Source organism: Pantoea sp. BR_17 (assembly GCF_041955125.1).
Taxonomy (GTDB): Bacteria; Pseudomonadota; Gammaproteobacteria; order Enterobacterales; family Enterobacteriaceae; genus Pantoea; species Pantoea stewartii.
Genome location: NZ_JAVAXT010000001.1, coordinates 308,486 through 333,919 on the forward strand (window position 1 = coordinate 308,486; position 25,434 = coordinate 333,919).

26 protein-coding genes are annotated in these 25,434 nt (G+C 55.5%); 11 read left to right on the forward strand and 15 right to left on the reverse strand.

What is annotated here, in order from left to right; all coding sequences use genetic code 11:
* Positions 1 to 118 precede the first annotated feature (118 nt).
* Positions 119 to 1,459: an MFS transporter gene (locus tag RAC60_RS01395; RefSeq protein WP_375092465.1), complete on the forward strand. Its 1,341-nt coding sequence runs from the start codon at positions 119 to 121 to the stop codon at positions 1,457 to 1,459.
* Positions 1,460 to 1,526: 67 nt separating this feature from the next.
* Positions 1,527 to 2,867 carry a VOC family protein gene (locus RAC60_RS01400; protein ID WP_185199406.1) on the forward strand — a complete coding sequence of 447 codons (1,341 nt, stop codon included), beginning with the start codon at positions 1,527 to 1,529 and terminating at the stop codon, positions 2,865 to 2,867.
* Between the two features lie 32 nt (positions 2,868 to 2,899).
* On the opposite strand, the gene RAC60_RS01405 is transcribed toward RAC60_RS01400, so the two are convergent.
* Positions 2,900 to 3,334 (reverse strand): DoxX family protein, encoded by a 435-nt coding sequence (locus RAC60_RS01405; protein WP_110267470.1) that lies wholly within the window; start codon positions 3,332 to 3,334, stop codon positions 2,900 to 2,902.
* Positions 3,335 to 3,520: 186 nt separating this feature from the next.
* Here RAC60_RS01405 and RAC60_RS01410 point away from each other — a divergent pair, with 186 nt between their 5' ends.
* Together RAC60_RS01410 and RAC60_RS01415 are read left to right on the forward strand one after the other, a co-directional pair.
* Positions 3,521 to 5,038, forward strand: a complete 1,518-nt coding sequence (locus RAC60_RS01410; RefSeq protein ID WP_375092466.1) for a carboxylesterase/lipase family protein — start codon at positions 3,521 to 3,523, stop codon at positions 5,036 to 5,038.
* A 171-nt stretch (positions 5,039 to 5,209) separates the two neighbouring features.
* Entirely contained in the window at positions 5,210 to 6,892 is a 1,683-nt protein-coding gene (locus RAC60_RS01415) for a methyl-accepting chemotaxis protein (protein WP_033741748.1), read from the forward strand.
* A 40-nt stretch (positions 6,893 to 6,932) separates the two neighbouring features.
* Here the strand turns inward: RAC60_RS01415 and pepT are convergent, their stop codons facing one another.
* Entirely contained in the window at positions 6,933 to 8,186 is a 1,254-nt protein-coding gene (pepT, locus tag RAC60_RS01420) for a peptidase T (RefSeq protein WP_375092467.1), read from the reverse strand.
* Positions 8,187 to 8,313: 127 nt separating this feature from the next.
* Between pepT and RAC60_RS01425 the strand changes: the two genes are divergently transcribed.
* Together RAC60_RS01425 and RAC60_RS01430 are read left to right on the forward strand one after the other, a co-directional pair.
* Positions 8,314 to 9,909, forward strand: coding sequence for an ABC transporter substrate-binding protein (locus tag RAC60_RS01425; protein ID WP_039340267.1), 1,596 nt, complete (start codon positions 8,314 to 8,316; stop codon positions 9,907 to 9,909).
* A gap of 100 nt (positions 9,910 to 10,009) precedes the next feature.
* Positions 10,010 to 10,276 carry a DksA/TraR family C4-type zinc finger protein gene (locus tag RAC60_RS01430; RefSeq protein WP_006119238.1) on the forward strand — a complete coding sequence of 89 codons (267 nt, stop codon included), beginning with the start codon at positions 10,010 to 10,012 and terminating at the stop codon, positions 10,274 to 10,276.
* Between the two features lie 2 nt (positions 10,277 to 10,278).
* Here the strand turns inward: RAC60_RS01430 and RAC60_RS01435 are convergent, their stop codons facing one another.
* The 6 genes from RAC60_RS01435 to RAC60_RS01460 all read right to left on the reverse strand — a co-directional run bounded on the left by RAC60_RS01435 (position 10,279) and on the right by RAC60_RS01460 (position 14,715).
* Positions 10,279 to 10,377 (reverse strand): YoaK family small membrane protein, encoded by a 99-nt coding sequence (locus RAC60_RS01435; protein ID WP_015700245.1) that lies wholly within the window; start codon positions 10,375 to 10,377, stop codon positions 10,279 to 10,281.
* A gap of 25 nt (positions 10,378 to 10,402) precedes the next feature.
* Positions 10,403 to 10,726 (reverse strand): hypothetical protein, encoded by a 324-nt coding sequence (locus RAC60_RS01440; RefSeq protein WP_006119236.1) that lies wholly within the window; start codon positions 10,724 to 10,726, stop codon positions 10,403 to 10,405.
* A 220-nt stretch (positions 10,727 to 10,946) separates the two neighbouring features.
* Positions 10,947 to 12,131, reverse strand: coding sequence for a sugar transporter (locus tag RAC60_RS01445; RefSeq protein WP_375092468.1), 1,185 nt, complete (start codon positions 12,129 to 12,131; stop codon positions 10,947 to 10,949).
* Positions 12,132 to 12,296: 165 nt separating this feature from the next.
* Positions 12,297 to 12,842, reverse strand: coding sequence for a cytochrome b561 (cybB, locus tag RAC60_RS01450; protein WP_006119234.1), 546 nt, complete (start codon positions 12,840 to 12,842; stop codon positions 12,297 to 12,299).
* Between the two features lie 203 nt (positions 12,843 to 13,045).
* Positions 13,046 to 13,303, reverse strand: a complete 258-nt coding sequence (locus RAC60_RS01455; RefSeq protein WP_033741742.1) for a hypothetical protein — start codon at positions 13,301 to 13,303, stop codon at positions 13,046 to 13,048.
* A 164-nt stretch (positions 13,304 to 13,467) separates the two neighbouring features.
* A complete protein-coding gene (locus RAC60_RS01460; protein ID WP_006119230.1) occupies positions 13,468 to 14,715 on the reverse strand; it encodes an MFS transporter in 1,248 nt (415 codons plus the stop codon).
* A 98-nt stretch (positions 14,716 to 14,813) separates the two neighbouring features.
* On the opposite strand from RAC60_RS01460, the gene RAC60_RS01465 reads away from it, so the two are divergent.
* The 3 genes from RAC60_RS01465 to bioD all read left to right on the forward strand — a co-directional run bounded on the left by RAC60_RS01465 (position 14,814) and on the right by bioD (position 17,866).
* On the forward strand, positions 14,814 to 15,716 hold the full coding sequence (locus tag RAC60_RS01465; protein WP_110267472.1) for a LysR family transcriptional regulator: 903 nt from the start codon (positions 14,814 to 14,816) through the stop codon (positions 15,714 to 15,716).
* Positions 15,717 to 15,834: 118 nt separating this feature from the next.
* Positions 15,835 to 17,052 carry an ROK family transcriptional regulator gene (locus RAC60_RS01470; RefSeq protein WP_033741739.1) on the forward strand — a complete coding sequence of 406 codons (1,218 nt, stop codon included), beginning with the start codon at positions 15,835 to 15,837 and terminating at the stop codon, positions 17,050 to 17,052.
* Between the two features lie 115 nt (positions 17,053 to 17,167).
* Positions 17,168 to 17,866, forward strand: a complete 699-nt coding sequence (gene bioD, locus RAC60_RS01475; protein ID WP_054633728.1) for a dethiobiotin synthase — start codon at positions 17,168 to 17,170, stop codon at positions 17,864 to 17,866.
* A 109-nt stretch (positions 17,867 to 17,975) separates the two neighbouring features.
* Here bioD and osmV read toward each other — a convergent pair whose 3' ends face one another.
* The 4 genes from osmV to RAC60_RS01495 are packed head-to-tail and all read right to left on the reverse strand — an operon-like array spanning position 17,976 to position 21,411.
* On the reverse strand, positions 17,976 to 19,112 hold the full coding sequence (gene osmV / locus RAC60_RS01480; RefSeq protein ID WP_039340279.1) for an osmoprotectant ABC transporter ATP-binding protein OsmV: 1,137 nt from the start codon (positions 19,110 to 19,112) through the stop codon (positions 17,976 to 17,978).
* A complete protein-coding gene (gene osmW, locus RAC60_RS01485) occupies positions 19,112 to 19,759 on the reverse strand; it encodes an osmoprotectant ABC transporter permease OsmW (protein WP_006119224.1) in 648 nt (215 codons plus the stop codon). The genes osmV and osmW overlap by 1 nt, the downstream gene beginning before the upstream one ends.
* A gap of 9 nt (positions 19,760 to 19,768) precedes the next feature.
* Entirely contained in the window at positions 19,769 to 20,680 is a 912-nt protein-coding gene (locus tag RAC60_RS01490) for a glycine betaine ABC transporter substrate-binding protein (protein WP_375092669.1), read from the reverse strand.
* A gap of 14 nt (positions 20,681 to 20,694) precedes the next feature.
* Positions 20,695 to 21,411, reverse strand: coding sequence for an ABC transporter permease (locus RAC60_RS01495; protein ID WP_006119222.1), 717 nt, complete (start codon positions 21,409 to 21,411; stop codon positions 20,695 to 20,697).
* Between the two features lie 377 nt (positions 21,412 to 21,788).
* Between RAC60_RS01495 and RAC60_RS01500 the strand changes: the two genes are divergently transcribed.
* Positions 21,789 to 23,252 (forward strand): MDR family MFS transporter, encoded by a 1,464-nt coding sequence (locus RAC60_RS01500; protein WP_375092469.1) that lies wholly within the window; start codon positions 21,789 to 21,791, stop codon positions 23,250 to 23,252.
* A 90-nt stretch (positions 23,253 to 23,342) separates the two neighbouring features.
* On the opposite strand, the gene RAC60_RS01505 is transcribed toward RAC60_RS01500, so the two are convergent.
* A complete protein-coding gene (locus RAC60_RS01505; protein ID WP_033741733.1) occupies positions 23,343 to 23,639 on the reverse strand; it encodes a DUF1161 domain-containing protein in 297 nt (98 codons plus the stop codon).
* Between the two features lie 45 nt (positions 23,640 to 23,684).
* Positions 23,685 to 24,008, reverse strand: a complete 324-nt coding sequence (locus RAC60_RS01510) for a DUF1283 family protein (protein ID WP_006119218.1) — start codon at positions 24,006 to 24,008, stop codon at positions 23,685 to 23,687.
* Positions 24,009 to 24,140: 132 nt separating this feature from the next.
* Between RAC60_RS01510 and RAC60_RS01515 the strand changes: the two genes are divergently transcribed.
* On the forward strand, positions 24,141 to 24,467 hold the full coding sequence (locus RAC60_RS01515; protein WP_058702016.1) for a YnfA family protein: 327 nt from the start codon (positions 24,141 to 24,143) through the stop codon (positions 24,465 to 24,467).
* A 28-nt stretch (positions 24,468 to 24,495) separates the two neighbouring features.
* Here the strand turns inward: RAC60_RS01515 and ydfG are convergent, their stop codons facing one another.
* The gene (gene ydfG, locus RAC60_RS01520; protein ID WP_033742210.1) at positions 24,496 to 25,242 is read right to left on the reverse strand and encodes a bifunctional NADP-dependent 3-hydroxy acid dehydrogenase/3-hydroxypropionate dehydrogenase YdfG; all 747 of its coding nucleotides are present in this window, start codon (positions 25,240 to 25,242) and stop codon (positions 24,496 to 24,498) included.
* Between the last annotated feature and the right edge of the window lie 192 nt (positions 25,243 to 25,434).

Consider the following 25,434-nt stretch of genomic DNA (forward strand, 5'->3'; position numbering starts at 1 on the left):
TTGCTTCTGCTTCGGCCGGAAATTTCATGCGTTTTATCATTAACGATCAGCTATCATAAGTGCCGTTTTTTTTACCAAATCTGATAGTTGTTTAAGTCAGCCGTTGAGGAGTTTACCCGTGAGCAGTGTCGAGGCGGTAGATGTTCGCCAGTTAATTAATCAGGGTACTCTGAGTGGTGGCCAAATTCGGTTAATTGTACTCTGTTTTATCGTGGTTGCGCTTGATGGTATGGATATTGCCCTGATGGGCTTTATCGCGCCGACGCTGAAAACCGCCTGGCACGTCAGTACTCATCAGTTGGGTGTCGTGATCAGTGCAGCGCTGATTGGTCTGGCGCTGGGGGCGATGGTCGCCGGGCCGCTGGCCGACCGCTTTGGCCGCCGGTTAATGATCATTTTCAGCGTCCTGTTTTTTGGTCTGTGGACGCTGGTGACCGCATTTTCCCATAGTATCGAACAGATGATCCTGTTCCGTTTTTTGACCGGGCTGGGGCTGGGAGCGGCCATGCCCAACGTCAGTACGCTGGTGGCTGAATATGCGCCGGAGCGCCGCCGTTCATTCATTATCACCGTGGTGTTTTGTGGCTTTACCTTTGGGGCCGCCAGCGGCGGCTTTGCTGCGTCATGGTTGTTACCGCGTTACGACTGGCATTCCGTTCTGTTGCTGGGCGGCATTCTTCCTTTGCTGGTCCTGCCGGTCCTGATCCGTCAGCTTCCTGAATCGGTACGTTTCCTGATTAGTCGCGGTGCGCCCGCGCAGCACATTCGCGCCATTCTTGAACGTATTATTCCCGGCAGTACGAGCCCGGATACGCATTTCCATGCGACCGAAGCGGAAAAATCACCTGCTGAACACAGCGCCATCGCAACGGTCATTTCTCCTCGCTACCGCATCGGCAGCCTGATGCTCTGGGGCGGCTATTTTATGGGGCTGTTCCTGGTGTATCTGATCGGCAGCTGGCTGCCATCCCTGGTCAATACACAGGGAATGTCCGTGACGGAAGCGGCGATAATCACCGCGATGTACCAGGCAGGCGGCACGCTGGGATCGCTGTTTGCCGGTTGGCTGATGGATCGCTTCAATGCCAGTCTGTCGCTGGCTGTGATCTACTTCTGCGGCGGTATCGCTATTGTCGCGCTGGGTTTTTCACCGCCGAAGGTCGTTATCATGAGCGCCATTGCCTTTTGCAGCGGTTTTTGTTTTAACGGAGCGAATACCGGCATGAATGCGCTTTCCGCCAGCTACTATCCTACCCATGCCCGCGCAACCGGTTCCAGCTGGATGCACGGGGTGGGCCGAATCGGTGCCATCCTCAGTGCCTTTGTCGGGGCTGAAATGTTGTCACTCGGCTGGTCGTTCAGCGTTATTTTCTTGCTGCTCGCCATACCGGCACTGCTGACCACCGTGATGCTGGTGGTGAAAAATCGCTACGGTTTTAAGCCGATCACAAATTCATGATATTTTCCGCTGACCGCAGCGCGTTGGATTACAGTAGCTGCAACGCTCATGCTGTCAGGTGGTAAATATGGATAACTTTATCAGTGCGGATACGATTCGCACGGGCTTCTCCCAGGCCATGTCGGACATGTATCAGCAGGAAGTGCCGCTCTACGGGACGCTGATGCAGTTGGTGAAAGCGGTTAATGAGGCAACGCTTGCGGCTGATAGCGTGCTAGAGCAACGGCTGACCGAGGCCGATGAACTCAGCCGCCTCAGTCTGGAGCGCCACGGGGCCATTCGCGTCGGTAGCGCGGACGAGCTTGCCATGCTGCGCCAGATGTTTGCCGTCATGGGCATGTTTCCGGTGGGCTATTATGATCTGTCGCAGGCGGGCGTACCGGTGCACTCCACCGCGTTTCGCCCCATTGATGATGAAGCGCTGCAGCGCAATCCTTTTCGTATTTTTACCTCGCTGTTACGGCTGGAGCTGATTGCCGACCCGGCGCTTCGGGATGAAGCCGCACGGATATTAGCCTCGCGCGATATTTTCACGCCGGAATGCCGAAACCTCATCGCGCTGCATCAACAGCAGGGCGGACTGACGGCGCCCCAGGCGCAGGCGTTTATCAACGAAGCGCTGGAAACCTTCCGCTGGCATTCACACAGCCTTGTGGAGAGCCGCACCTATCAGGCGCTGAACCAACAACATCGGTTGATCGCGGATGTGGTGTGTTTTCCGGCCTGCCATATCAATCATCTTACGCCACGCACGCTGGATATTGATCGTGTTCAGGCGCTGATGCCGACGTATGGCATTGATCCCAAAACGGTGATCGAAGGTCCGCCCCGGCGCAAGGTGCCTGTTTTGTTACGTCAGACCAGCTTCAAGGCACTGGAAGAACCCGTCATTTTCACGGATGGTTTTCAGGGCACGCACACGGCGCGCTTCGGTGAGATCGAGCAGCGCGGTGCGGCCTTAACGCCGCAGGGCCGCGCGCTTTACGATCGTCTGCTCAGCGAAGCCGGAAGCGGTGCGGATAATCAGCAGCACCAGCAGCAGCTCACGGCGACCTTTGCGGCTTTCCCGGATGATGAAAACGCATTACGTGAAGCCGGCTTAGCCTGGTTTACTTATCGGCTCAGCGAAAAAGGGCGAGCGGAACCGCCGCAGCGTGGGGAATCACTGGTAAGTCTGATTGAGCAGGGGCGGATTCTGGCGGACCCTGTTATTTATGAAGATTTTCTGCCTGTCAGTGCGGCAGGGATTTTTCAATCTAATCTCGGGGACAAAACGCCGACACGTTCGGCGGGACAGGCAAGCCGGAGCAGCTTTGAAACCGCACTGGGCTGCCCCGTGCAGGATGAAATGGTGCTGTATGCGGAGCGGCAGCGGGCGTCCTTACAGCGCTGCGGCATCACCTTATAATATGAACGGGGCGGAACCGCCCCGTTTTTCCTTTACTGCAGGCGCGTATCACGGACCAGCGTAAATCTTCCCGCCCCCAGAAACATCACCACCAGAGCGCCGAACAGGTAAAGTGCTTCCGTTTCCAGTGCCCAGGCACCGACATCGGTGCGATGCCATACTGCGCCGGTTTTGACCAGCAGCGTGGCGACAACCATATTCACGGCAATGATAAACGCCGCTGGCCGGGTCATGAAGCCTGCGATCAGCATCAGCGGCGCAATCATTTCCCCCATCCAGGCACCCCAGGCGATAAAGCCCGGCAGACCGTGTTGTCGCAGCAAATGGGCAATCCAGCCCACGCCATGCACGAGCTTAAACTCACCATGAAACAGCAATAATCCCCCCAGAGTCAGACGTAGCAACAGTTTGCCGAGATCGGGATGATCGGTCATGCGCACAAAAACCTGATTGATACCGCTAAACATTGTCAGTTCCTCAAAGGCGTTTTCGTTACGCTCTCCACTAAAAACATTTTCATGACAGGGGTCAATCACGGCGACGCCTTCGGGCGATTTTTCAGCGCATTTAACGTTTTGCTTAACAACGCGTCAGAACTGGACAACATCAGATTGCCTGAAATAATGAAAAGGCACGCTAACAAGGAACACTGCATGAAAAATGACGGCCTGAAAATCGCGCTGACTGACGGAGAACTGCAGGGCACCCTTGATGACGGGATCTTTGTATTCAAGGGCATTCCGTATGCGGCACCGCCTGTCGGCGCGTATCGCTGGCGCGCGCCACAACCGGTTAAGCCCTGGCACGGTGTACGCAATGCACAGCACTTTTCTGCAGCGAGTTGGCAGAATCGTGACTACTGCCTGGCGATTGGCGGAGGCGATCCTGGTGTATTCAGTGAAGACTGCCTGTACCTCAACGTCTGGACGCCAGAGCTGCAGCCAGAGGTTCCACTCCCGGTCATGGTCTGGCTTCACGGCGGTGGCTTTACGATCGGTTCAGGTGGGCTGGCACCCTATAGTGGAAAACCCTTAGCCTCGCGGGGTGCGGTGGTGGTGACCCTTAATTACCGTTTGGGACATCTGGGTTTTTTTGCTCATCCCGCACTGGAAAAAGAGCAGGCTGACACGGGCCATATCAACAATTTCGCGCTGCTTGATCAGATCGCGGCATTACGATGGGTACAGCAGCATATCGCCGCGTTTGGCGGGAATGCCAGCAACGTGACGCTGTTTGGCGAATCGTCGGGCGCCCGCAGTGTGCTTTCGCTTTGCTGCTCACCGCTGTCCCGGGGGTTGTTCCACAAAGGGATCGTGCAAAGTGCCTATAGCCTGCCAGACGTCACCCGCGACGCGGCACGTGAAAAAGGCGTTATGGTGGCGACCACGCTGGGTTTACCGGCGGATGCCAGCATGGCGCAGCTGCGTGAGCTGCCTGCGGACGCCTTCTGGCCGCTGGACAGCTCGCTGGGCCTCGGTCCGGTGGCCATTGCCGGTGATACGGTGCTGCCCGAGCCGGTCCTGAAAACATTGATGGCGGGAAAACAGCACCGCCTGCCGCTGATGGCGGGCAGTAACAGCGATGAAGCGAGCGTACTGGTCTGGTTTGGCGTGGAGGCTGCCGCCGTGGTGGGACAGCTACGGCGTAATAACCATTTTCATTATCGGTTACTGCGCTGGATTTACCGTACCGGGGATGATGCGCTGCTGGGGCGGGCTGTCGCGCGGGATATGACGTTTAGCATTGTGCCCTGGCTGATCATGCGTGCGCAGGAGAAAGCGGGCATGCCGGGCTGGCGCTACTGGTTCGACTACGTTTCAGAACGATCGCGCGATCTCTACCCGCAGGGCACCTGGCATGATCATGAAATCCCTTACGTGATGAATACGCTGGCGATGATGCCGCCTGCCGACGACGATCGCACCTTTACCGCCGCAGACCATGCTTTTTCTCAACAGGTTTGCGATTACTGGTTTCGCTTCGCACGTGATGTAACCCCGCACACGACGATGATTGATGGCAAACAACGCTGGCCCGCGTGGCGCAAAAAGCATGACGTGACAATGTCACTGGGATGGCAAGGTCAAGCGGCCCTTAAACTGTTACCGGGTTTTATGCGCCGCCGCCTCGCTTTGTTCCGTTTGATGATGTCCCGCCTGGTGCGACTGTAAAGGGTGAACCAGCGCGGTGCGCGCCAGACCTACACCGGCCTGCACATTTCCATCCGCACATTATCTGTGCGGGTGGATGAAAAAAAATAACAAGACCGTTACATTTTCCCGCGAGCTGCCGATAAATCTCCTGTGTCCGGTTTTACGGATTAACGTTCAAGGGATTTCTGTATGGGTATGCTTAAAAATTTCACTATTCGCACGGTTATGTTGACCATTCTGGGACTGTTTAGTCTGTTGTGGAGCGGCATTGGGCTGTTCAGCATTCATTCGCTTAACTCCCTCAGTGATGGCAATGATGTGGATCGCCATATCGTTGAGCAGATGACCGCGTTAAGTCAGGGTAACGACCAGTATTTTCGTATGATTACGCGTTTGTCGCGTGTGATGGAGAAAAAGGCCGCCGGTGTCGCCCAGGATGACACCGCCTTTGCTCCGGTACAGCAGGCGTTAGATAACATGCGTCATCAACTGGCGCTGTTTAAACAGCTGTCACCCGGACCCATGGACGCGGCCGTGACGAATGAGGTCATTGATAAATGGCAGCAACTGCTGGATCAGGGCGTCACCGTGCAGTTGCAGCGTGCCCGTCAGGATTCGCTGGATGCCTATCGTCAACAGGCGAATGACGTCACACCTGCGCTCAGCCGCGCCTTCGGTGCCAGCACCGAAGCGTTTAACAACGTGGCGAACAAGAAACTGGGACAAACCCGTGTTGAAGTGGATCGTCTGACCGCCGTGACTAAAACGATGATTTCAGCCACCGTGGTGATTGGTCTGCTGATTCTGCTGTTTACCGATCGTTATCTGGTCACAATGTTGGTCAAACCGCTGGAGAAAATTCGCGAGCATTTTGCCGTAATCGCCAAAGGGGATCTCAGTAAACCCGTGCAGGATATGGGCCGTAACTGCGTTGGTAAACTGGTTCCGCTGCTCAGTGCGATGCAGGACAGCCTGCGTGATGCGGTCAGTGCCATTCGCAGCGGCACAGAGAATATCTCGCGCGGTGCCGCCGAAATCTCTATTGGTAATAACGATCTGTCCTCCCGTACGGAAGAGCAGGCTGCCGCGCTGGAGCAAACCGCCGCCAGTATGGAACAGCTGACCGCGACCGTGAAATTTAACGCGGAAAATGCCCGTCAGGCCAGTGCACTGACCGAAGCGGCAACGCTGACGGCGAAGCAGGGCGGCAACCTGGTGGATGAAGTTGTGACCACCATGAACGGCATTTCCGACAGCTCGAAGAAAATCGCTGAGATCACCAACGTCATTAACGGTATTGCGTTTCAGACCAACATTCTGGCACTGAATGCGGCCGTAGAAGCCGCGCGTGCCGGTGAGCAAGGGCGAGGCTTTGCCGTCGTCGCCAGTGAAGTGCGCAATCTGGCACAGCGCAGCGCCGGTGCGGCGAAAGAAATCGCCGGGCTGATTGCCGATTCTGTGCAGCGCGTGGAAAAGGGCGCGGAACTGGTGGGTACCACCGGCGGCACGATGAGCGGCATTTTAAAATCCGTCCAGGATGTGGATGCAATTATGAAGCAGATCGCCGCCGCCTCGGAAGAGCAGAGCAAGGGCATTTCTCAGGTTGGTACGGCCGTGACGGAAATGGACAGTGTGACGCAGCAAAACGCGGCTCTGGTTGAAGAGGTTTCTGCCGCCGCCAGCGCGCTGGCGCTGCAGACGGAAGCGCTTCAGGCTTCTGTTGCACAGTTCCGGTTATCGAGCGATGCGCCGGTAGCGCTGACACAGGACAGAAGGCCGCCAGCGGCGTCTGCAGGCCCTGCAACAGCACCGTCTCCTGTACTGCGTCCAAAAGCCGCCACGGCGGACAACGGCGACTGGGTCACCTTCTAATCAATATGACTACCGCCTTCATCATGAAGGCGGTGATGTTTCAACTGCCTGTCTTTGCCGTACCCCCCGATTGCGCCGCCAGATAACACAGTTTCTCCGCGACCTGATACGACTTAACGAACGACTTCACCGGCAGGAATTCGAAACGTGAATGGAAATTGTGCGCGCCTGTGAAAAAGTTAGGGGTGAAAATACCGCGGGCAGATAAGGCCGCGCCATCGGTACCGCCGCGCATGGAAATCACTTTGGGTGTAATGTCCAGATCGCGCATGGCAGCAAAAATCAGATCCAGCGCCCGGCGGTCGTCGCCCATGGCATTGCTGATATTGCTGTAAATATCGTGAATCGTTATCTCGACCTGTCCGGTGGGATAGCGTTCAGCAATCAGGCTGGCAACATGCTGCAATTGTTCTTTGCGCGCGGCAAAGCTCGCCAGATCGAAATCGCGAATTGATGCTTTCAGCGTCGCAACACTGGCATTGGCCTGCATTTCATTGAACCAGATATAGCCTTCACGGCCTTCCGTGTGTTCGGGCGTCGCCTGCCTGTCGAAGTGACTGATAAAGTCGTGGGCCATCAGCAGCGGGTTGACCAGCACACCTTTACCGGACATCGGATGGGCGGGAACCCCGGTGAAACGCAGCTCTGCCGCCGCGCCATTGAAGTTTTCATAGACCACTTCACCCAGTTCACAACAGTCGATGGTCCAGGCAAAGTCCACATTAAAGCGGGTGTTAAGATCCAGCGCTTTGGCACCGCGCAGGCCAATCTCTTCATCGGGGACAAACGCGACGACTACATCACCGTGCTGACCCTGCAGGTTTTCCATTAACGTCATAACAACGCTAACCGCCGCTTTGTTATCGGCGCCCAGCACGCTGGTCCCGTCGCTGAAAATAATGTCCTGGCCCATATAAGGGGCAATTTCAGGATGCGCATCCCGGCGCAGCCAGATGTTCTGTTCGGGATTAAGGCACAGATCTTCGCCCTGCCAGGTCAGGATCTGCGGGTGAATATCAGGTGACAGACCGACGTCAACCGTATCAATGTGCGTAATAAACCCAATGCGTGGCGCGTCAGGGCAGTTGCCCGGTTTAACTGCCGTTACCGTCGCCTGTTCATCAACGACGACCTGTTCAAGCCCCAGTTCGCGCAATTCATCCGCCAGCAGCGCCGCCATCGCATGTTGATTCGGGGTGCTCGGTAAGGTGCTGGACTTTGCATCACTCTGACTGCTCACCGCCAGATAACGGAAAAAACGCGTGATCAACTGCGTCTGAAGTTTGTCGGTCATCACTAATCCTTATTAGTTGACTACATGCGGGGTTCGCTATGGTGAAGATTCATGCTATCAATCCACTGTTTGCACCGTTTATTTAGAGAGTCTGATATATAGAAGTCAACATAAAGCGAGGATAATAATGAGAAACAGGTTTACAACCCTGGGATTGCTGACGGCCGGTATCGCATTGGCAGGAAGTGTTAACGCGACGACGCTGGTCTACTGCTCAGAAGGCTCACCGGAGAACTTTAATCCGCAACTTTACACCTCGGGAACCAGCGTGGATGCCAGTGCCGTGCCGGTGTTTAACCGCCTGGTTGATTTTAAAACCGGCACCACAGAATTAATCCCAGGCCTTGCAGAACGCTGGGAGATCAGTCCCGACGGCAAAGTCTATACGTTCCATCTGCGGCATAACGTTAAATTTCAGAGCAATAAGCTGTTTACGCCCAGTCGTGATTTTAATGCGGATGACGTCATCTTCTCTTTTATGCGCCAGATGGACAGCAACCATCCCTATCACAACGTCTCGGGCGGGCACTATTCCAACTTCGACAGTCTTGAACTGGCCACGTTAATCACCCACATTGACCGCGTTGACGATCACACCGTGCGCTTTACGCTGGCGCACCCGGAAGCGCCATTTCTGGCCGATCTGGCCTGGTATTTCGCCTCCATTCACTCGGCAGAATATGCAGACAAGATGCTGAAAGCTGGCACACCGGAAAAAGTGGATAGCGATCCCATCGGAACAGGGCCTTTCCAGTTGGTTCAGTATCAAAAAGACTCACGCATTCTGTATAAGGCGTTTCCGGACTACTGGCAGGGCAAGGCCAGACTGGATCGGCTGATTTTCAGCATCACGCCAGACGCGGCAGTGCGCTACGCCAAACTGGAAAAAAATGAGTGCCAGGTCATGCCGTTCCCGAATCCTGCCGATCTCGAAAAAATGAAACAAAATCCGGACATCACGCTGAAACAGGCCGCGGGACTGAATACCGGTTTCCTGGCCTTTAACACCACCAAAGCCCCGACCGATAATGTGCAGGTTCGCCAGGCGCTGGCCATGGCGATCAACAAGCCTGCTATTATCGAGGCGATTTTTAAAGGCACTGGCGTGGTGGCGAAAAACATTCTGCCCCCCGGCGTCTGGAGTGCCGACAAAGACCTGAAGGATTACGATTACGACCCGGAAAAAGCGAAAGCGTTATTGCAACAGGCAGGCGTGAAACCAGGGACGGAAATTGCGCTCTGGGCGATGCCGGTACAGCGTCCCTATAATCCCAACGCACGCAGAATGGCGGAGATGATCCAGGCAGACTGGGCAAAAGTGGGCATCAAAGCCAATATTGTCAGTTACGAATGGGGCGAATACCTGAAACGTGTGCGCAGCGGTGAGCATCAGGCGGCCCTGATGGGCTGGACGACGGCAACCGGGGATCCGGATAACTTCTTTGGTCCACTTTACAGCTGCACGTCGGCGAAAGGGGGATCGAACTCATCAAAATGGTGCTATCAGCCCTTTGAAAAGCTGATTACCGCCGCCCGTGCCGAACCCGATCAAGCCAAACGTACGGTCATGTATCTGCAGGCGCAGCAAATCATGCACGACCAGATGCCGGCCGTAATGATTGCCCATTCCACCATTTTCGAACCGATCCGCAAATCGGTGACCGGTTACGAAGTGGATCCCTTCGGCAAACATATCTTTTATCAGGTCGATATTAAGCCGTAATGTCCGTCACCGGCTTCACAGGGAGGTGAGTCGGTTTGCCTGCAAAATCCCTGATATGTTGTACAGTTAACCTGTACAGGTAATGAAGTGGAGCACAAAAATGGCAAACGGCTGGGCAGCAGAAGGGGCAGTACAGGAGCAAATCGACAGCACCGTTAATGACGGTATCGAACGTGTGCGTCAGTCACTGGGACAGGGGGAAAGTGCCACAGAATGCGAACTGTGCGGCGAGCCGATTCCCGAAGCCCGCCGTCAGGCACTCAAGGGTGTGCGTTATTGCGTTTCCTGTCAGGAAAAGATCGATAAGCAGAAAAAAGAGAGCAGTCTCTACAACCGGCGTGGAAGTAAAGACAGCCAGCTACGCTGATCTCAGGAACCAGGCATCGCCAGGCCGCTGCCGATGAACCAGGCGAGAAAGCCAATACCTGCCACGATGATAGCGATGGGGAACAGCAGACCAATTCTCATAATTATCCTGTGAGGTTACGCCACGTCAGGCCAGCCGCAAGGCGGCACGGTTGTTCTTCAGCAAAGTAAATAATTCAAACTGCGTGGCGTCCGTGATCTGACGCTGCACTTCACCTTGCGTATACAGCAGCAGATGAATATGCCCCAGTTGACGCCAGACGATGATCGCCGAGGCAATCAAGGCGCAGGTCGTTTCTGCCTGCACGCATTCTACTGTAGCGTAGCGAACGTCGTCTAAATCATTCGTGAAAATTTTCACCGCCTCAGCAGGTAAGATGGCCTGGAGATCCTGCAACATCACCCGGCTGACGCTACGCGACAGGTACAGCGTTAACCACTTTCTCGTCATGAACGTTGATCCTTTTTCGAGGTTAACGGATGTAATGGATGAGTCAGGTAGAAGGGCATCCTCTGACAATATAAGCGGTTATCCGGTGTGTTTAGCACCTTTCTGACGCGCTGCACCTTCGGGCGCCGGAACAGGTCGTCTGACCGTTCAGTGCCGCAGCGCATGATAGCAGACGAAGACGCATCCGCAGGCTTCTGCGAGACGCAGAAGCCTGCTTCAGTTAACCATTAGAGCGTAACTGTGGGTAGCGCCGGAAAATATACACGCACCACATCAGCGCGACCAGGCCGATCATCGCTCCCACGTTACCGATGTCAGACAGGCTCATATATACGCTCACCTGACTGCCCAGTAACGCGCCCGCACCGATGCCGATGTTGTAAATGCCGGACATCAGCGACATCGCCACGTCGGTGGCATCGGGTGCCAGTGACAGGACACGGATTTGCATCGCCAGGCCAATCATCATCATCGCCATTCCCCAGACGACGCAGAGGGTGATAATCGCGCCAGGACGCACGGCGGCAAAAATTAACAGCCCCATGCATAAGGTGACCAGGGCGATGGCGCTGATCAGCAACGCTGAGGGAAAGCGTTTACCCAGCGAACTGAACAGCAGACTGCCAATAATGCCGGCAGAACCAAACAGTAACAGCAGCAGGGTGGTAAAACTTTCGCTGGCATTCGCCACCAGTTGCATAAAGGGTTCAATATAGCTGTAAGCCGTATAGTGCGCGGTCACAATGAGTGTAACCAGCAGGTACATGCCTGCCAGGGCCGGGCGGCGGAACAACAGCGGTACGCTGCTCAATGAACCGGTGTGTTCACTGGGCAGACGCGGCAAGACGCGCGCCAGCATAATCATCAGGATCAACGCTGACAGCCCGATCACGCCAAAGGTGGTGCGCCAACCCAGCGCCTGCCCCACAACGCGACCAATGGGCACCCCCAGCACCATGGCCAGTGCCGTACCGGTTGCCAGCATACTGAGCGCCTGCGTTTTTTTACCGGCAGGCGCCACACGAATGGCCAGTGAGGCGGTAATGGACCAGAACACCGCATGTGACAGCGCAATGCCAATGCGGGAAACGATTAACGAACTGAAGCTCCAGGCGAATGTCGAAAGAACATGGCTGGCTACAAAGAGGCTAAACAGTACTGTGAGCAGTAACCGCCGTTCAACATTACGCGTCAGCAGCATTAACGGCAGGGACAGCAGCGCCACCACCCAGGCATAAATCGTCAGCATAATGCCCACTTCAGCGGTTTTCATCGAAAACCCGGCAGCAATATCCGACAGTAAACCCACCGGTACGAACTCAGTGGTATTGAAAACAAAAGCGGCGATGGCCAGCAGCACCACGCGTAGCCAGGCCGTTTTACGGGAAACAGTTGTTAAAGGCATGAGAAGTTAAATCTGTCTGTGCGTCAAAAGAGGATGACAACGATCATCCCACGAAAGTGACCTGCGTCACAATTTAGTGGCTATTGTGTAGGAATCAAGCGCCGGGTGGAACCACCTGGCGCAGATTATGGTGATTTTTTTAGCCCGATGTGCAGCGTCAGGGAATCAGGGCTGGCGCGTCCCGCGTCCCGGCATCATACGCAGCAGCGTATTGTCCTTCAGCGCATAGTGATGGAACAGGGCTGCAGCGACATGTAAGCCGATGAGCCAGTAGCCCAGTGGCGCCAGGGTTTCGTGCCAGTCGACGAGCGTATCAGAGAGATCGAAATCAGGTTCCGCAGCGACCGGCATGGGAATGCCGAATAATAACCACTCACGGCCCTTCAGGTAACGTGAGGCGATACCCAGCACCGGCAGGCTGATAAATAAGGCATAAATCAACGTGTGCGTCAGGTGTGCCAGGCCCGTTTGCCAGCGCGGTACGGGGGGCGTAATCGCGGGGCTGCGATGGCGAATTTTCAGCAGTAACCGTGAGAGCATCACCACCAGAATGGTTGCGCCCGCGCTAAAGTGTGTCACGGTCATCACAAAGCGCTGCCAGGAGCCCCGTTCCACATAACCGCGCAGCTCCATCGTGGCATAGACAATAATCAGCAGCAGCACGGTCAGCCAGTGAAGGGCAATTTGAGACGCCGCATATTTATCACGCATGTTAAATCCCTGTATGAAGAGTAAGGCCTCTAAGATAACGGAAAAAAGGCAAAATGCTTAACGAATTGGCGACTTAAAGCGGGACGGCTACAGGGGCAGGTCGGCAGCAACTGAACGGCGGGCTGGCAGGGCAGATGGCGGCGATATTCCGCCATCCTCGGGAAAAACGCGGCTGAATGGGATCGCAAAGGCATGCGCTGTGATCAGAAATCGATACCGTGCTTCAGTCCAACGCTGTCATGCAGGGGTGGGGTTTGAGCAGACATAACCGGGCAACAGTCGTCGCAGCCTAATGCGCTGGCATAATATTTTCGGGCCTGCTGTATAGCCGCTGTTGCAGAGTAAAACGTGCCCAGAAACAGTCGGTCTTCCAGACCCGGAAGGTAGCGACAGCCTTTGGCGTGTACCACGTGGTTATCGTTGTAACCGGATTGTTTATTGACGTAATAGTAATGCGCCATGAGGTCTCCCCTAACAGTGAATTCAAAGATGGCATTAATCTTTGGGATTAAACCGATTATAGCGGGGAAACACCGGTAGTTAGCAATGATACTGATAATACGGACAATTCTTGTACAGCGGATTTTCCGGGCCGCATTGTGCCCGGAAAATTTGTTAAGTTTTGCTAGAGTTTGCGTTGATGCAGCCGCCACGCGACCGCCAGAGCCAGCAGCAGCAGGGTAGAGATAAACACGGTTATGCCCGGCCAGCCAAACTGATGCCAGAAAAAGCCCCCTGCCGTACCCGCCACGCTGGACCCCACATAATAACTGAACAGATACAGTGAAGACGCCTGACCTTTTGCGCGACGCGCGCGTGGCCCAATCCAGCCGCTGGCCACGGAGTGTGCGGCGAAAAAGCCAGCACTGAACAGCATCATCCCAATAAAGATCAGAACCAAGGCATGAAAGGCGGTCAGGAGCAGGCCCGTAAGCATGATAAGCGTTGCGCCCAGCATCACCGGCCCCCGGCCATATCGACTGGTTAACGCGCCGGCTTTGGGCGAACTCCACGAACCGGTCAGGTAAACCACGGACAGCAGTCCCACCACGGCCTGGCTTAAATGCCACGGCGCACCCAGCAGCCGATAGCCGATATAGTTAAACAGGGTGACGAACGCCCCCATCAGCAGTAAGCCTTCCGCGAACAGCAAGGGCAGGCCCGCGTCGCGCCAGTGCAGGCGAAAGTTAATGGCCAGATGGCGGGGGCGCAGGGATGTCGGGTGAAAATGCCGCGAGGCGGGCAAAATTTTCCAGAACATCAGGGCGGCCGCCAGGGCAAAACAGCCAATGGCGGCAATGGCGACGCGCCAGGAGAAAAAGTCGGTTAATACGCCGCTGATCAGGCGACCGCTCATCCCGCCAATCGAATTTCCGCTGATATACAGCCCCATCGAAAAGGCGACTACGCTGGGATGGATTTCTTCACTGAGATAAGTCATCCCGACGGCCGCTACACCGCTGAGCGACAGGCCAATAAGCGCCCGCATCAGCAGAATGCCGTGCCAGCTTGTCATGGTGGCCGAAATCAGCGTGCAGACGGAAGCCAGCATCAGCGCGGTGACCATGACAGATTTGCGACCGACAGCATCGGACAAGGGGCCGGTAATCAGTAAGCCCAGCGCCAGTGTCGCGGTGGAGACTGAAAGGGAAATACTGCTGGCGGCCGGTGACACGCCAAACTGTGCAGAGAGGACCGGCAGCAGCGGCTGCACACAATACAGCAGGGCAAAGGTGGCCAGCCCGGCCGAAAACAGCGCCAGTGTCACGCGCATAAAGGGCGGAGTGCCGCGCACGATCCACGCCTGAGAAGGTGATGCAGGCTGCTGCGCCACATTTCTGTCCAGGGCGACAGCCGATGAAGAGCGATTCACAGTAATCCTTATGAGTAAAAACAACGAATAACGTAAGGCTAGGAAAAGCGGATTAGGTTGTCTAATATATTAATAATCTCAAATAATATTTTTAACCTATGAATATCGAGCTGCGTCACCTGCGTTATTTTATTGCCGTTGCAGAAGAGCTGCATTTTGGCCGCGCGGCGCAGCGGCTGCATATTTCTCAGCCGCCGCTCAGTCAGCAAATCATGCACCTTGAGGCAGAAACCGGGGCGCAGCTGTTTAACCGCACCAACCGCAGCGTGCAGCTCACGCCGGCCGGGCAACAATTTTTGCAGGATGCGCGCGCCATTCTGTTGCAGGTTGAGCAGGCGACCCAGCGTGCGGCACGACTACATCGGGGAGAAGAAGGGGAACTGCGCATTGGCTTTACCTCCTCTGCCGCTTTTATTGGTGTCGTCTCGGATGCGCTCTACCTGTTTCGCCAGCGCTGGCCTGATGTTCATGTTCAGATGCAGGAAATCAATACCCGGCAGCAGCTGACGCCGCTCCATGAAGGGAAACTCGATTTGGGTGTGATGCGCAACACGCCGCTGCCTGCGGATCTGCATCATCAACTCCTGTTACAGGAGCCGCTATGCGCGGTGGTGCACAAAGCCCATCCGCTGGCGTCCGCCGGGAAGATTTCTTTACAGGCGCTGGCCAGTGAGCCTTTTGTCTTTTTCGATCCGCAGGTGGGAACGGCGCTTTACAGCGAAATACTCGATTTACTGCAACGCTATCAGATCAAACCCTATATCACTCAGGAAGTGGGCGAGGCGATGACAATTCTCGGTCTGGTCGCGACCGGTTTAGGCGTGTCTATTTTACCGGCATCGTTCAGCCATGCCCGCCTGACGAATGTCGTCTGGCTGCCGCTTGAGGAACCGGATGCACTTTCGGAAATGTGGCTGGTCTGGTCTGCGCAACGGGAAATGAGCGCGCAGATGGCCCATATGATGGCGCTGTTGCGGCGGGAAAACGAACACTCTCGCTAAAGGCGGAAAAATTATGTGTGATAAATCACATATCTAAGCAAATATTTGCCGCAAAAGGTGAATCTGCCGCACCATAGCGGATATTTATTTAGAAGCGCGAAAATAACCGGAGCAGGGTGTGAGTTCGGACAGCCAACCTGGCCATATTGACCAAATTAAACAAATCAATGCTGGCGTCGTTTACCGATTAATTGATCAGCATGGCCCCGTCTCGCGCATTGAATTGTCCAGGCGCGCCCAGTTAGCCCCAGCCAGTATTACCAAAATTGTCCGGGAAATGCTGGATGCCCATTTGGTTCAGGAAACCGAATTCCAGGATCCGGGCGCGCGTGGTCGTCCCGCTATCGGGTTAATTCTGGACACGGAGGCCTGGCACTACCTGGCCCTTCGCCTGCACCGTGGCACATTAACCCTGACGCTTCGCGATTTGAGCAGCAGGGCGCTGGTTGAAGACCATTTGCCCCTCCCGGATGATCCCACCCAATCCTTACTGACCACACTGACCGACCATGTTGATGCGTTTTTTATCCGCCATCAAAAGCGGCTGGAAAGGCTGACCGCCATTGCTATCACGTTGCCGGGGCTGATCAACGTCGCATCAGGCGTGGTGCACCGGTTACCCGGTTATACCTGCCATGATATGCCACTGGGCAGCACCCTGGCGGCCCGAACCGGCCTGCCGGTGTTTATCCAGCATGATATCTCGGCCTGGACATTGGCAGAATCCCTGTTTGGCGCATCGCGCGGTGCGCAGGATGTCATTCAGATTGTCATTGATGAAACCGTGGGGGCGGGCGTGATCACGGACGGACAGTTACTGCACAAAAGCGGACGTGCGCTGGTCGAAGTGGGCCATACGCAGGTCGATCCCTATGGTCAGCAATGTTACTGCGGGAATCATGGCTGCCTGGAAACGGTGGCCAGTACCGGCAGTCTGCTGGCCCTTGTTGCTCAGCGTCTGCCGGGACAGCCCGACAGCCTGTTACATCATCAAACCTTAACGCTGGAGGCGGTCTGTGAGGCGGCCCAGGCGGGTGATAGGCTGGCCCGCGATGCCATCGCCACGGTAGGGCATCATGTGGGCAGGCTGCTTGGCATGATGGTAAATATCTTCAATCCTCAACATATTCTTATCGGTTCACCGCTAAATCAGGCGGCGGACATCCTGTTCCCGGCGGTACAAAACACCATTCATCAGCAGTCGTTACCGGCTTACAGCGCAGGCATTCAGCTTGCACCTACTGAGTTTACTGAGCCTGGCACACTCGGTGCGGCGGCGCTCATTAAAGATTCGCTCTATAGCGGTTACCTGTTAGTGAAGTTACTACAAGGTTAAGCAACACTAACCTTGCGCTAACGCAATCTGCCTGTGCTTTTCCTTCCTTAGAATGTCTGTTCGCACGAAAGACTCATCGCCGATGAGTCGAAACCGCTGGTGAAGGAGACGTCGAGTGAAAACGCTATTTATTGCGGGAACAGATACCGAAGTGGGAAAAACCGTTGTGTCGCGCGCCCTGTTACAGAGTTTTATTCAGGCCGGTTTCAGTGCCGCAGGCTACAAGCCTGTTGCCCGTTGTGGTGTCAAAACGGAAGAGGGCCTGAGAAATAAAGATGCGTTGTTTTTACAAAGCGCCTCGTCCATGACGTTGCCTTATCAGGCTGTGAATCCCGTTATTTTCGAAAAAGAAGAAATCGGGGGTTATCCGCCTTGTGAGGTTAACTATGCGCGAATCAGTCAGGGGTTAAAGAACCTGCATCAACTGGCCGATCGCGTCGTGGTTGAGGGCACAGGAGGCTGGCGCAGCCTGATGAATGATGCCCAGCCGTTATCGGCCTGGGTGGTGGAACAACAGTTGCCGGTGATCCTGGTCGTGGGGATTAAAACGGGCTGCATCAGCCATGCGTTGCTGACGGCTGAGGCTATTCTGGGTGATGGCTTACCGCTGGCAGGCTGGGTGGCAAACCGGATCAATCCGGGGCTGGCGCACTATGCGGAGATCATTTCAGTCCTGCGTGACAAGCTTCCTGCGCCGCTGTTGGGTGAGTTGCCCTATTTGCCGCGTGTTGAGCAGCGTGATGTGTCCCGCTACCTGGATATCTCCCTGCTCGATGCCGACAAGCTGCCGGTTGCAAAGGCGAAAATAGCCTGACGCCCTTCATCTGAAAACACACGCTAATAAGAAAGACAGTGACACAGGATGCGAAACACGAAACCCGCTCGATGGAAAAGGGCCGCAACCGGGGTGCGGCCCTGATTTTTCAGGGATTCAGACGGCGACGCGTACGGCCGGAACTGAGGTAGTCCGCGATATAATCCTGCGAAATTTCCCCGCTGTAACGGCCTTCTTCATCCACAATCGGCATCCACACCGTGTTGTGTTCATACAGCTTTGACAGCACCACGCGCAGGTTCTCCTCGGCTTTGCCGGTTACCCGGAAGGTGTGCAGGATATCCTCACAGCGACCGCTGGCGCTACGCGCCTCGCGACGTTTAACAAATCCGAGCGGTTTACCATCGTCGTCCACGACGGTAATGGAACGCATATCGTTATCGTCCATAGTGCTGAACGCATCCATCAGTGGCGTCGAACGTTTTACCGTGATGGTCGGTTGCTGATCGGTCACATCACCCGCCTGCACCAGCAGCAGACGTTTCAGAGTGCGGTCCTGACCGACAAACGACCCGACAAAATCATTCGCTGGCGTCGCCAGTAATTCGTCCGGGCTGGCGCACTGCACGATTTTGCCCTGGCCAAATACGGCGATGCGATCGCCAAGTTTCAGCGCCTCGTCAATATCGTGGCTGACCAGCATGACCGTTTTCTTTAACTGACGCTGCATATCCAGGAACTCATTCTGGATGACTTCACGGTTAATCGGGTCCACCGCACCAAAAGGTTCATCCATCAGCAAAACCGGCGGATCCGCCGCCAGCGCGCGAATAACGCCAATACGCTGCTGTTGCCCGCCCGACATTTCACGCGGATAGCGATGCAGAAATTTCGTGGGATCCAGTGCCACCATGCTCATTAATTCGGTGGCCCGCTCGCGGCACTGTTTTTTGTCCCAGCCCAGCATGCGCGGCACGACGGTAATGTTTTCCTCAATCGTCATGTTAGGAAACAAACCAATTTGCTGAATAACGTAGCCAATATTGCGGCGCAGCGTGGTCGTGTCCTGGGTGCTGGTGTCCTCACCGTTGATGAGAATACGTCCGCTGGTGGCCGGAATCAGGCGGTTAATCATTTTCAGTGTGGTCGTTTTCCCACAGCCAGAAGGGCCCAGCAGTACGCACATTTCGCCCGCCGGCACCTCAAGACTTACATTGTCCACCGCTTTCATCAGCGTGCCATTTTTCTGGCTGAAGGTTTTCGTCAGATTTTCAAGTTTTATCATTATCGAATTCCCTTAGGAGTCAGCGCCAGCTGCAAACGGTGCAGCAGCCAGTCAAGAACAATTGCCAGCAGGCAAATCATCAGTGCGCCGGCAATCAGCATGCGCACGTCACTTCCGCTGATGCCATCAAGCAGGAGCAGGCCAAGTCCGCCCGCACCGATCACCGCCGCGATGGCCATAACGCCGACATTCATCACGACGGCGGTGCGGATACCGCCAAAAATGACGGGCAGGGCCATGGGGATCTCAACCCAGCGCAGACGCTGCCAGAACGTCATCCCAATGCCCCGACCGGCCTCACGCAAGCCATCCGGCAGGTTTTCCAGCGCGGTATGGGTATTACGTACAATCGGCAGCAGGGAATACAGGAACACCGCCGTGATGGCAGGCACCGCACCGATTCCCTGACCGATCAGCGAAAACAGCGGGATCATCAGACCAAACAGGGCGATGGTCGGAATGGTCAACACGATGGTGGCGATGCCCAGTACCGGCGTGGCCAGCCATTTAATGCGGACAATTAAAATGCCCAGCGGCACGCCGGCCAGAATGGCGCAGCCCACAGCGACCAGCACCAGCCAGGTATGCTGCCAGGTCAGCGTGAGCAGGTTATTCCAGTTATCAATGATGTAATGAAGGGTATCCACGATGCCTCCTTACAGCATGTTTTTGTATTGAAGGAAATCGCGCGCCACCTGTTCCGGTGACTGATGATCGATATCCACGCGCTTGTTCATCTCGGTGATGGCCTCATCCGTAATCAGCGGTGAAAGCTGATTCAGCGCCGCCTCAAGACCGGGATGGCTCTCCAGCACATCTTTGCGTACGACCGGCGTCACGTTGTAGCTGGGGAAGAAGTGCTTATCATCTTGCAGCACCTTGAGATCGAATCCTTTTACGCGCCCATCCGTGGTGTAAATCAAGCCCGCATCAACAAAACCGTCGCGGATCGCGTTGTACACCAGCCCCGGGTCCATCTGACGAATTTGCGGTCTGTCCAGCGTGAGGTTGTAGGTCTTCTGCAGCGGCTTCATCCCATCCGAACGGCCATAGAACTCCAGATCCAGCCCCAGTCGCCAGTTATGTTTCGGGTCGGTTTTGCGCACCTGATCAATTTTGGCCACCAGTTGCGACAGGGTAGAAATACCTTCTTTATCCGCCCGCGTCCGCTGCATGGCAAAAGCATAGGTGTTGTTCATCGGGGCTGGATTAAGCCAGATCAGCCCCAGCCTGCCATCCAGATTTTTAACGGTCTGGTAAGCTTCCTGTGAGGACATGGGCTTGTTGATATGGTTGAAAATAATCAGTGAGGTACCGGTATATTCCCACGTCATGTCGATTTGCTTGTTAATCATGGCATTTCGACTGATTGTCGTGGCAATGTTGCGTTTTGGGATAACCTGAAACCCTTTCTTTTGCAGCCACATCACGGTCATGGCAGAAAGAATGTGTTGTTCCGTAAAACTTTTCGTCGCCAGCACCAGCGGGGCGGCAGCCTGAACGCTCTGGCTGAGCGCCAGCGTCGCCGTCAGGGCCAGCGTACAGTGCTTAATCCAACGCGTAAGCATCATCAACTCCTGTTTTATGCCGCAGCGTGCGGACTCAGATAACGGCCTAACGTCGCCAGCAACATATCCAGTATCAGGGCCACTAACGCCGTTGCCACCGCGCCCAGAATCAGGACCGGGAAGTCATTGAGGTAAATCCCCGGAAAAATCAGCTCGCCAAAGCTGCTGGCACCAATCAGGAAGGCCAGCGGGGCGGTGCCAACGTTAATGGCTGTCGCAATGCGCACGCCTGCCAGAATGACCGGCAGCGCATTCGGCAGCTCAACCTGACGCAGGCGTTGCCATTTTGTCATGCCGATACCGTTAGCGGCTTCAATCAGTGAGGGCGGAACGGCGCTCAGTCCGGCATAGGTGTTGCGGACAATGGGGAGCAGCGAGGCCAGGAACAGGGCAAACAGCGCCGGCTTATCGCCAATGCCGATCACCACCATGGCCAGCGCCAGTACGGCCAGCGGCGGCAACGTGTTGCCCACGTTAAAGATTTGCATGACATATTCTGCCCAGCGACGGGCAAAGGGACGGCTTAGCAGGATCCCACTGGGAATACCGACCAGCAGGGCAAACAGCATTGACCAGAACACTAAAAACAGGTGCTGTTGGCCAAGATAGATGAGATCAACGCGGCGGGCGACCAGTGTATCCCAGCCCAGCCCCCAAACCAGTGCGCCCAACACTGCTATCACAGCAAGCAGCGCCAGACCGGCACGTTTGGCCAGCGAAGCGTTATGCATACGGATTCTCCCTGTAGACCAATCTGTTGTTATCAAACCCTGAACCGACATGACAGACGCCACAAAAAGGGCCGCCGCGTCCAAAACCATGCCGATTGTTAAACGTGTAAAACGTTTGCGAATTTCTGCGTAATTTCGTTAATCACAGTCAACGCAGTTTTAAACCTATAGCAACGTCAAGCGAAGCGCGCCAGCTTTTATCGGTAAAATCATGGAGATAGCATGGGGGCAAAATCGCCGCAACCCTTACTACAACTGGTTTAACAGCGAAACTACCTGATTCGCCCCAATTTAGGTGACAACGTCACAAAAGCACTGAATTGATTCCTGGACGCGCAGATTTGCGCTAGCCTTAGGGAACGCAAAAAGGGAGCATCATGATCAACAGCACTTCCGCGCCGCTGCGCCGCAACTGGATTCTTTTCGCCTGCATGCTCGCCATGTTTATGGCTGCCATCGAAGTCACTATTGTGGCCACCGCGATGCCAACAATTGTCGCCGAGCTGGGGGGCTTTGCGCAGTTTGGCTGGGTATTTTCGGTTTACCTGCTGACGCAGGCCATAAGCGTACCGCTTTATGGGCGCCTGGCGGATCTGTGGGGCAGAAAGAGGATGCTGTTTCTGGGCATCACGCTTTTTTTGGCAGGGTCGGTGTTATGCGGCTTTGCGCACAGCATGTTTTGGCTCATCGTGTTCCGCGCCTTTCAGGGCCTGGGCGCGGGGGCCATCATGCCGCTGACGTCCACGATTGTTGCCGATATCTATTCCCCCCGTGAGCGGGCCAGCGTGCAGGGCTGGCTGTCCAGCGTCTGGGGCGTGGCGGCGATTGTCGGGCCGCTCTCGGGCGCGTGGCTGGTCCAGCACTTCAACTGGTCGGTGATTTTCTGGGTCAATGTCCCGATTGGCATCATCAGTATGCTGTTGCTGGCCATCCTGCTGCCAACACATCCACAGAAACAGCCGGCCCCGTCACTGAATCTGATTGGCAGTGGCTGGCTGACGCTGTGCATCAGCGCCGTACTGATTGCCCTGTTACAGGCAGAACAACTGGGCTACTGGCTCCTGTTGTTTTTACTTGTGGGCGGGCTGGCCGGCTGGCAGTTAACCCGCCATGAACAGCAGGCACAGGCGCCCCTGTTTCCGATGCGTCTCTGGCAGAGTAAGCTGATTATTGCCGGCAATATAGGCAACCTGGTGATTGGGGCGACCATGATGGGCGTCAGCGCGTTTTTACCGACATGGATACAGGGCGTCACGGGCGGTTCGCCACTTCAGGCCGGCACCGCGCTGGCGATGATGTCCATCGGCTGGCCGCTGGCCAGTACGGTCAGTGGCCGCCTGATGCTGTTCACTTCCTATCGTTTTACCGCCCAGCTGGGCGCAATATTGTTAATTGCAGGCAGCGCCTTACTGCTGCTGTTACACAGAGAAAGTTCGCTACTGCAGGCGGGCTTCACCTCATTCCTCATCGGCACCGGCATGGGGATGACCAGCACGACGTTTCTGGTGTCTGTGCAGAATCATGCCGAATATGGCATTCGCGGTATTTGCACGGCGTCGGTAATGTTCAGCCGTATGATTGGCTCCGCGCTGGGAACGGCGGTGATGGGCGCCGTGCTAAACCTCAACCTGCAGTGGCGGTTGCCACATGCAGAGGATCCGGTGCAGCAAATTATGTCGCAGACAACCCGCGACCAGTTGGCCCCGGATGAGCTGCAGCACCTGTTACAGGCGATTGCTGCCTCACTGCACTGGGTGTTTATCGTGGCGTTGGTTATCGCGTTATCGGCGATGTGGGTCGCCGGAAAAATGCCGCGTCAGCAGCCGCAAAAGGCCGACTGATACCGGACCGTTTAGTCGTCAGGGTGCGATTCGGACGGGAACAGGAGAGAAAACGAAAAAAAGAGAAGGGCGACAATGTCGCCCTGAGCGTTACTGCGTTGAGGTGTCCTGCGAGCTACCCGCGCTGTCAGGGACCGCCGCCCCGTCATCGCGACCCAGCTTTTTATAAACGATTTTCTGTGTGTCGTTATCGCAATGACCGACAACCTGTCCGCCCGCCTGGTCGGCCTGATCGTTGGGCACCACATCCAGACTAAAGCCTGATTCGGGCACACCGTTCTGGATAATTTTCTGGCTGATATCCGCTTTTACGGATTCACAGGAGGCCTGCGCCAGCAGCGGGAATGCCAAAAACGTCACTGTCAGTAATGCATGCTTCATCTTCATAACCTTTTCCTTTTGTCATGCGTCAGTCATTACTATAGCTGAAAATTACGGCAGTACCGGACGACCGGTGCGGCGATCCAGACAGCGCAACGTGTTGGGTTCCCAGTAGGCGTTCAGGTTAGCGCTCTGCTCACACTTGTCGCGGGTATCAAACGCGCGGTCCGCTTTATCAAACTCTTTTTCCACCCGGCGGTTCACTTTATTGCGCAGCATGTGCGTGTCATTCCACTGCTCTTTACTCTGACGGGCCGCTTCATTATTCAGCGCGCTACTGCCATTTTCAATTATCAGGCGATCGGTGTTTGCACTCACGCCAAATGCCGTAACAGAAAGCAGGGCCACCATCAGAACCGGAAGCAATTTTTTCATCGTAATATCCTTCAGTTAACACGGGCTTACCTGTGGGTAAACTTTTGCAGCCTGTGCGCAATAGTATACCATTGCCGCTCAGATGCTCACCAGCAGTGTGCATGTCGTTTACCTGCCTGAGAGATTAACGTGCTGATCAAGACTGCATTACTGTTTTTTATTACCGCCCTGGCAGAGATCACAGGCTGTTTTTTGCCCTGGCTGTGGCTGAAAAAGGGCGCGTCGGCCTGGCTGTTAGTGCCTGCCGCACTGAGTCTCGCGCTGTTTGTCTGGCTGCTGACGCTCCATCCGGCGGCAAGTGGGCGCGTATACGCGGCTTACGGCGGCGTTTATGTTCTCACGGCGCTGGTCTGGTTGCGCATCGTAGACGGGGTGAAGCTGAGTATCTGGGACTGGAGTGGTGCGCTGATTGCGTTCAGCGGCATGTTGATTATCGTGCTGGGCTGGGGCAAAGCGTAAAAAGCCAGCCCGAGGGCTGGCCTCTTAATCAGGGTTTATGCACTTTAAGGCCTGCCAGCGTCTGGCTGACGGGCATCATTTCCAGGGTGTTGATGTTGACGTGTTTAGGCAGGGTTGCCACCCAGTAAACCGCTTCAGTCACATCTTCCGGCGTCAGTGCCGTCGCGCCCTCATAAACCTTATCAGCCTTGTCATCGTCGCCTTTAAAGCGCACGTTAGAGAATTCGGTGCCGCCAACCAGGCCTGGCTCAATATCCGTTACGCGCAGGGCGGTGCCGTGCAAATCGGTGCGCAGGTTCAGGCTGAACTGACGGACAAAGGCCTTGGTGGCCCCATACACGTTACCGCCCGCATAGGGCCAGCTTCCGGCAATCGACCCGATATTAATGATATGACCGACGTTACGCTCAACCATCGCAGGCAAGACGGCGCGCGTCATATACACCAGCCCCTTCGTGTTGGTGTCGATCATATTTTCCCAGTCATTCACATCTGCCCGGTGCGCCGGTTCAATGCCTAATGCCAGACCCGCGTTATTGACCAGCACATCAATGTCGCGCCATTCTGCAGGGAGGTGTGCAATTGCCTCTTCAATGGCGGCCCGGTTGCGCACATCCAGTTGCACCGTATACAGGTTGTCGCCCAACGCGTCTTTCAGCGCTTTCAGACGTTCTGCGCGACGGCCGCTTGCGATCACTTTGTGTCCTGTTTCGATGAACCGGCGGGTAATGCTTTGACCAAACCCTGCCGTTGCCCCCGTAACAAAAATAATCATCGTGTTTCCCTTATTCCGTTTCATGGTGTTCCTTTCACCTTAACACGGCATTTTTGGCGATGTCCGCTGAATTTTACGTGCACGGTCGCCCACGGTCTGCGCCGTTTTCGTGCAGCCCGCCCCGTTATTGTGCAAACGCGCCAGGCCGGCAGGGCGCATTTTGGCCATCATCATCCAGGCAACCGATTGCGA

Excerpts from the sequence above, each read along its gene's own strand:
- RAC60_RS01490 (WP_375092669.1), bottom strand. The coding sequence starts at position 20,680 with ATGCTTACGCGTTGGATTAAGCACTGTACGCTGGCCCTGACGGCGACG.
- RAC60_RS01510 (WP_006119218.1), bottom strand. The coding sequence starts at position 24,008 with ATGAAAAAATTGCTTCCGGTTCTGATGGTGGCCCTGCTTTCTGTTACG.
- RAC60_RS01440 (WP_006119236.1), bottom strand. The coding sequence starts at position 10,726 with ATGACGAGAAAGTGGTTAACGCTGTACCTGTCGCGTAGCGTCAGCCGG.
- pepT (WP_375092467.1), bottom strand. The coding sequence starts at position 8,186 with ATGACCGACAAACTTCAGACGCAGTTGATCACGCGTTTTTTCCGTTAT.
- ydfG (WP_033742210.1), bottom strand. The coding sequence starts at position 25,242 with ATGATTATTTTTGTTACGGGGGCAACGGCAGGGTTTGGTCAAAGCATT.
- RAC60_RS01430 (WP_006119238.1), top strand. The coding sequence starts at position 10,010 with ATGGCAAACGGCTGGGCAGCAGAAGGGGCAGTACAGGAGCAAATCGAC.
- cybB (WP_006119234.1), bottom strand. The coding sequence starts at position 12,842 with ATGCGTGATAAATATGCGGCGTCTCAAATTGCCCTTCACTGGCTGACC.
- RAC60_RS01455 (WP_033741742.1), bottom strand. The coding sequence starts at position 13,303 with ATGGCGCATTACTATTACGTCAATAAACAATCCGGTTACAACGATAAC.
- RAC60_RS01405 (WP_110267470.1), bottom strand. The coding sequence starts at position 3,334 with ATGTTTAGCGGTATCAATCAGGTTTTTGTGCGCATGACCGATCATCCC.
- RAC60_RS01425 (WP_039340267.1), top strand. The coding sequence starts at position 8,314 with ATGAGAAACAGGTTTACAACCCTGGGATTGCTGACGGCCGGTATCGCA.
- RAC60_RS01410 (WP_375092466.1), top strand. The coding sequence starts at position 3,521 with ATGAAAAATGACGGCCTGAAAATCGCGCTGACTGACGGAGAACTGCAG.
- RAC60_RS01495 (WP_006119222.1), bottom strand. The coding sequence starts at position 21,411 with ATGCATAACGCTTCGCTGGCCAAACGTGCCGGTCTGGCGCTGCTTGCT.
- RAC60_RS01400 (WP_185199406.1), top strand. The coding sequence starts at position 1,527 with ATGGATAACTTTATCAGTGCGGATACGATTCGCACGGGCTTCTCCCAG.
- RAC60_RS01435 (WP_015700245.1), bottom strand. The coding sequence starts at position 10,377 with ATGAGAATTGGTCTGCTGTTCCCCATCGCTATCATCGTGGCAGGTATT.
- osmV (WP_039340279.1), bottom strand. The coding sequence starts at position 19,112 with ATGATAAAACTTGAAAATCTGACGAAAACCTTCAGCCAGAAAAATGGC.
- RAC60_RS01505 (WP_033741733.1), bottom strand. The coding sequence starts at position 23,639 with ATGAAGATGAAGCATGCATTACTGACAGTGACGTTTTTGGCATTCCCG.
- RAC60_RS01415 (WP_033741748.1), top strand. The coding sequence starts at position 5,210 with ATGGGTATGCTTAAAAATTTCACTATTCGCACGGTTATGTTGACCATT.
- RAC60_RS01445 (WP_375092468.1), bottom strand. The coding sequence starts at position 12,131 with ATGCCTTTAACAACTGTTTCCCGTAAAACGGCCTGGCTACGCGTGGTG.
- RAC60_RS01465 (WP_110267472.1), top strand. The coding sequence starts at position 14,814 with ATGAATATCGAGCTGCGTCACCTGCGTTATTTTATTGCCGTTGCAGAA.
- RAC60_RS01500 (WP_375092469.1), top strand. The coding sequence starts at position 21,789 with ATGATCAACAGCACTTCCGCGCCGCTGCGCCGCAACTGGATTCTTTTC.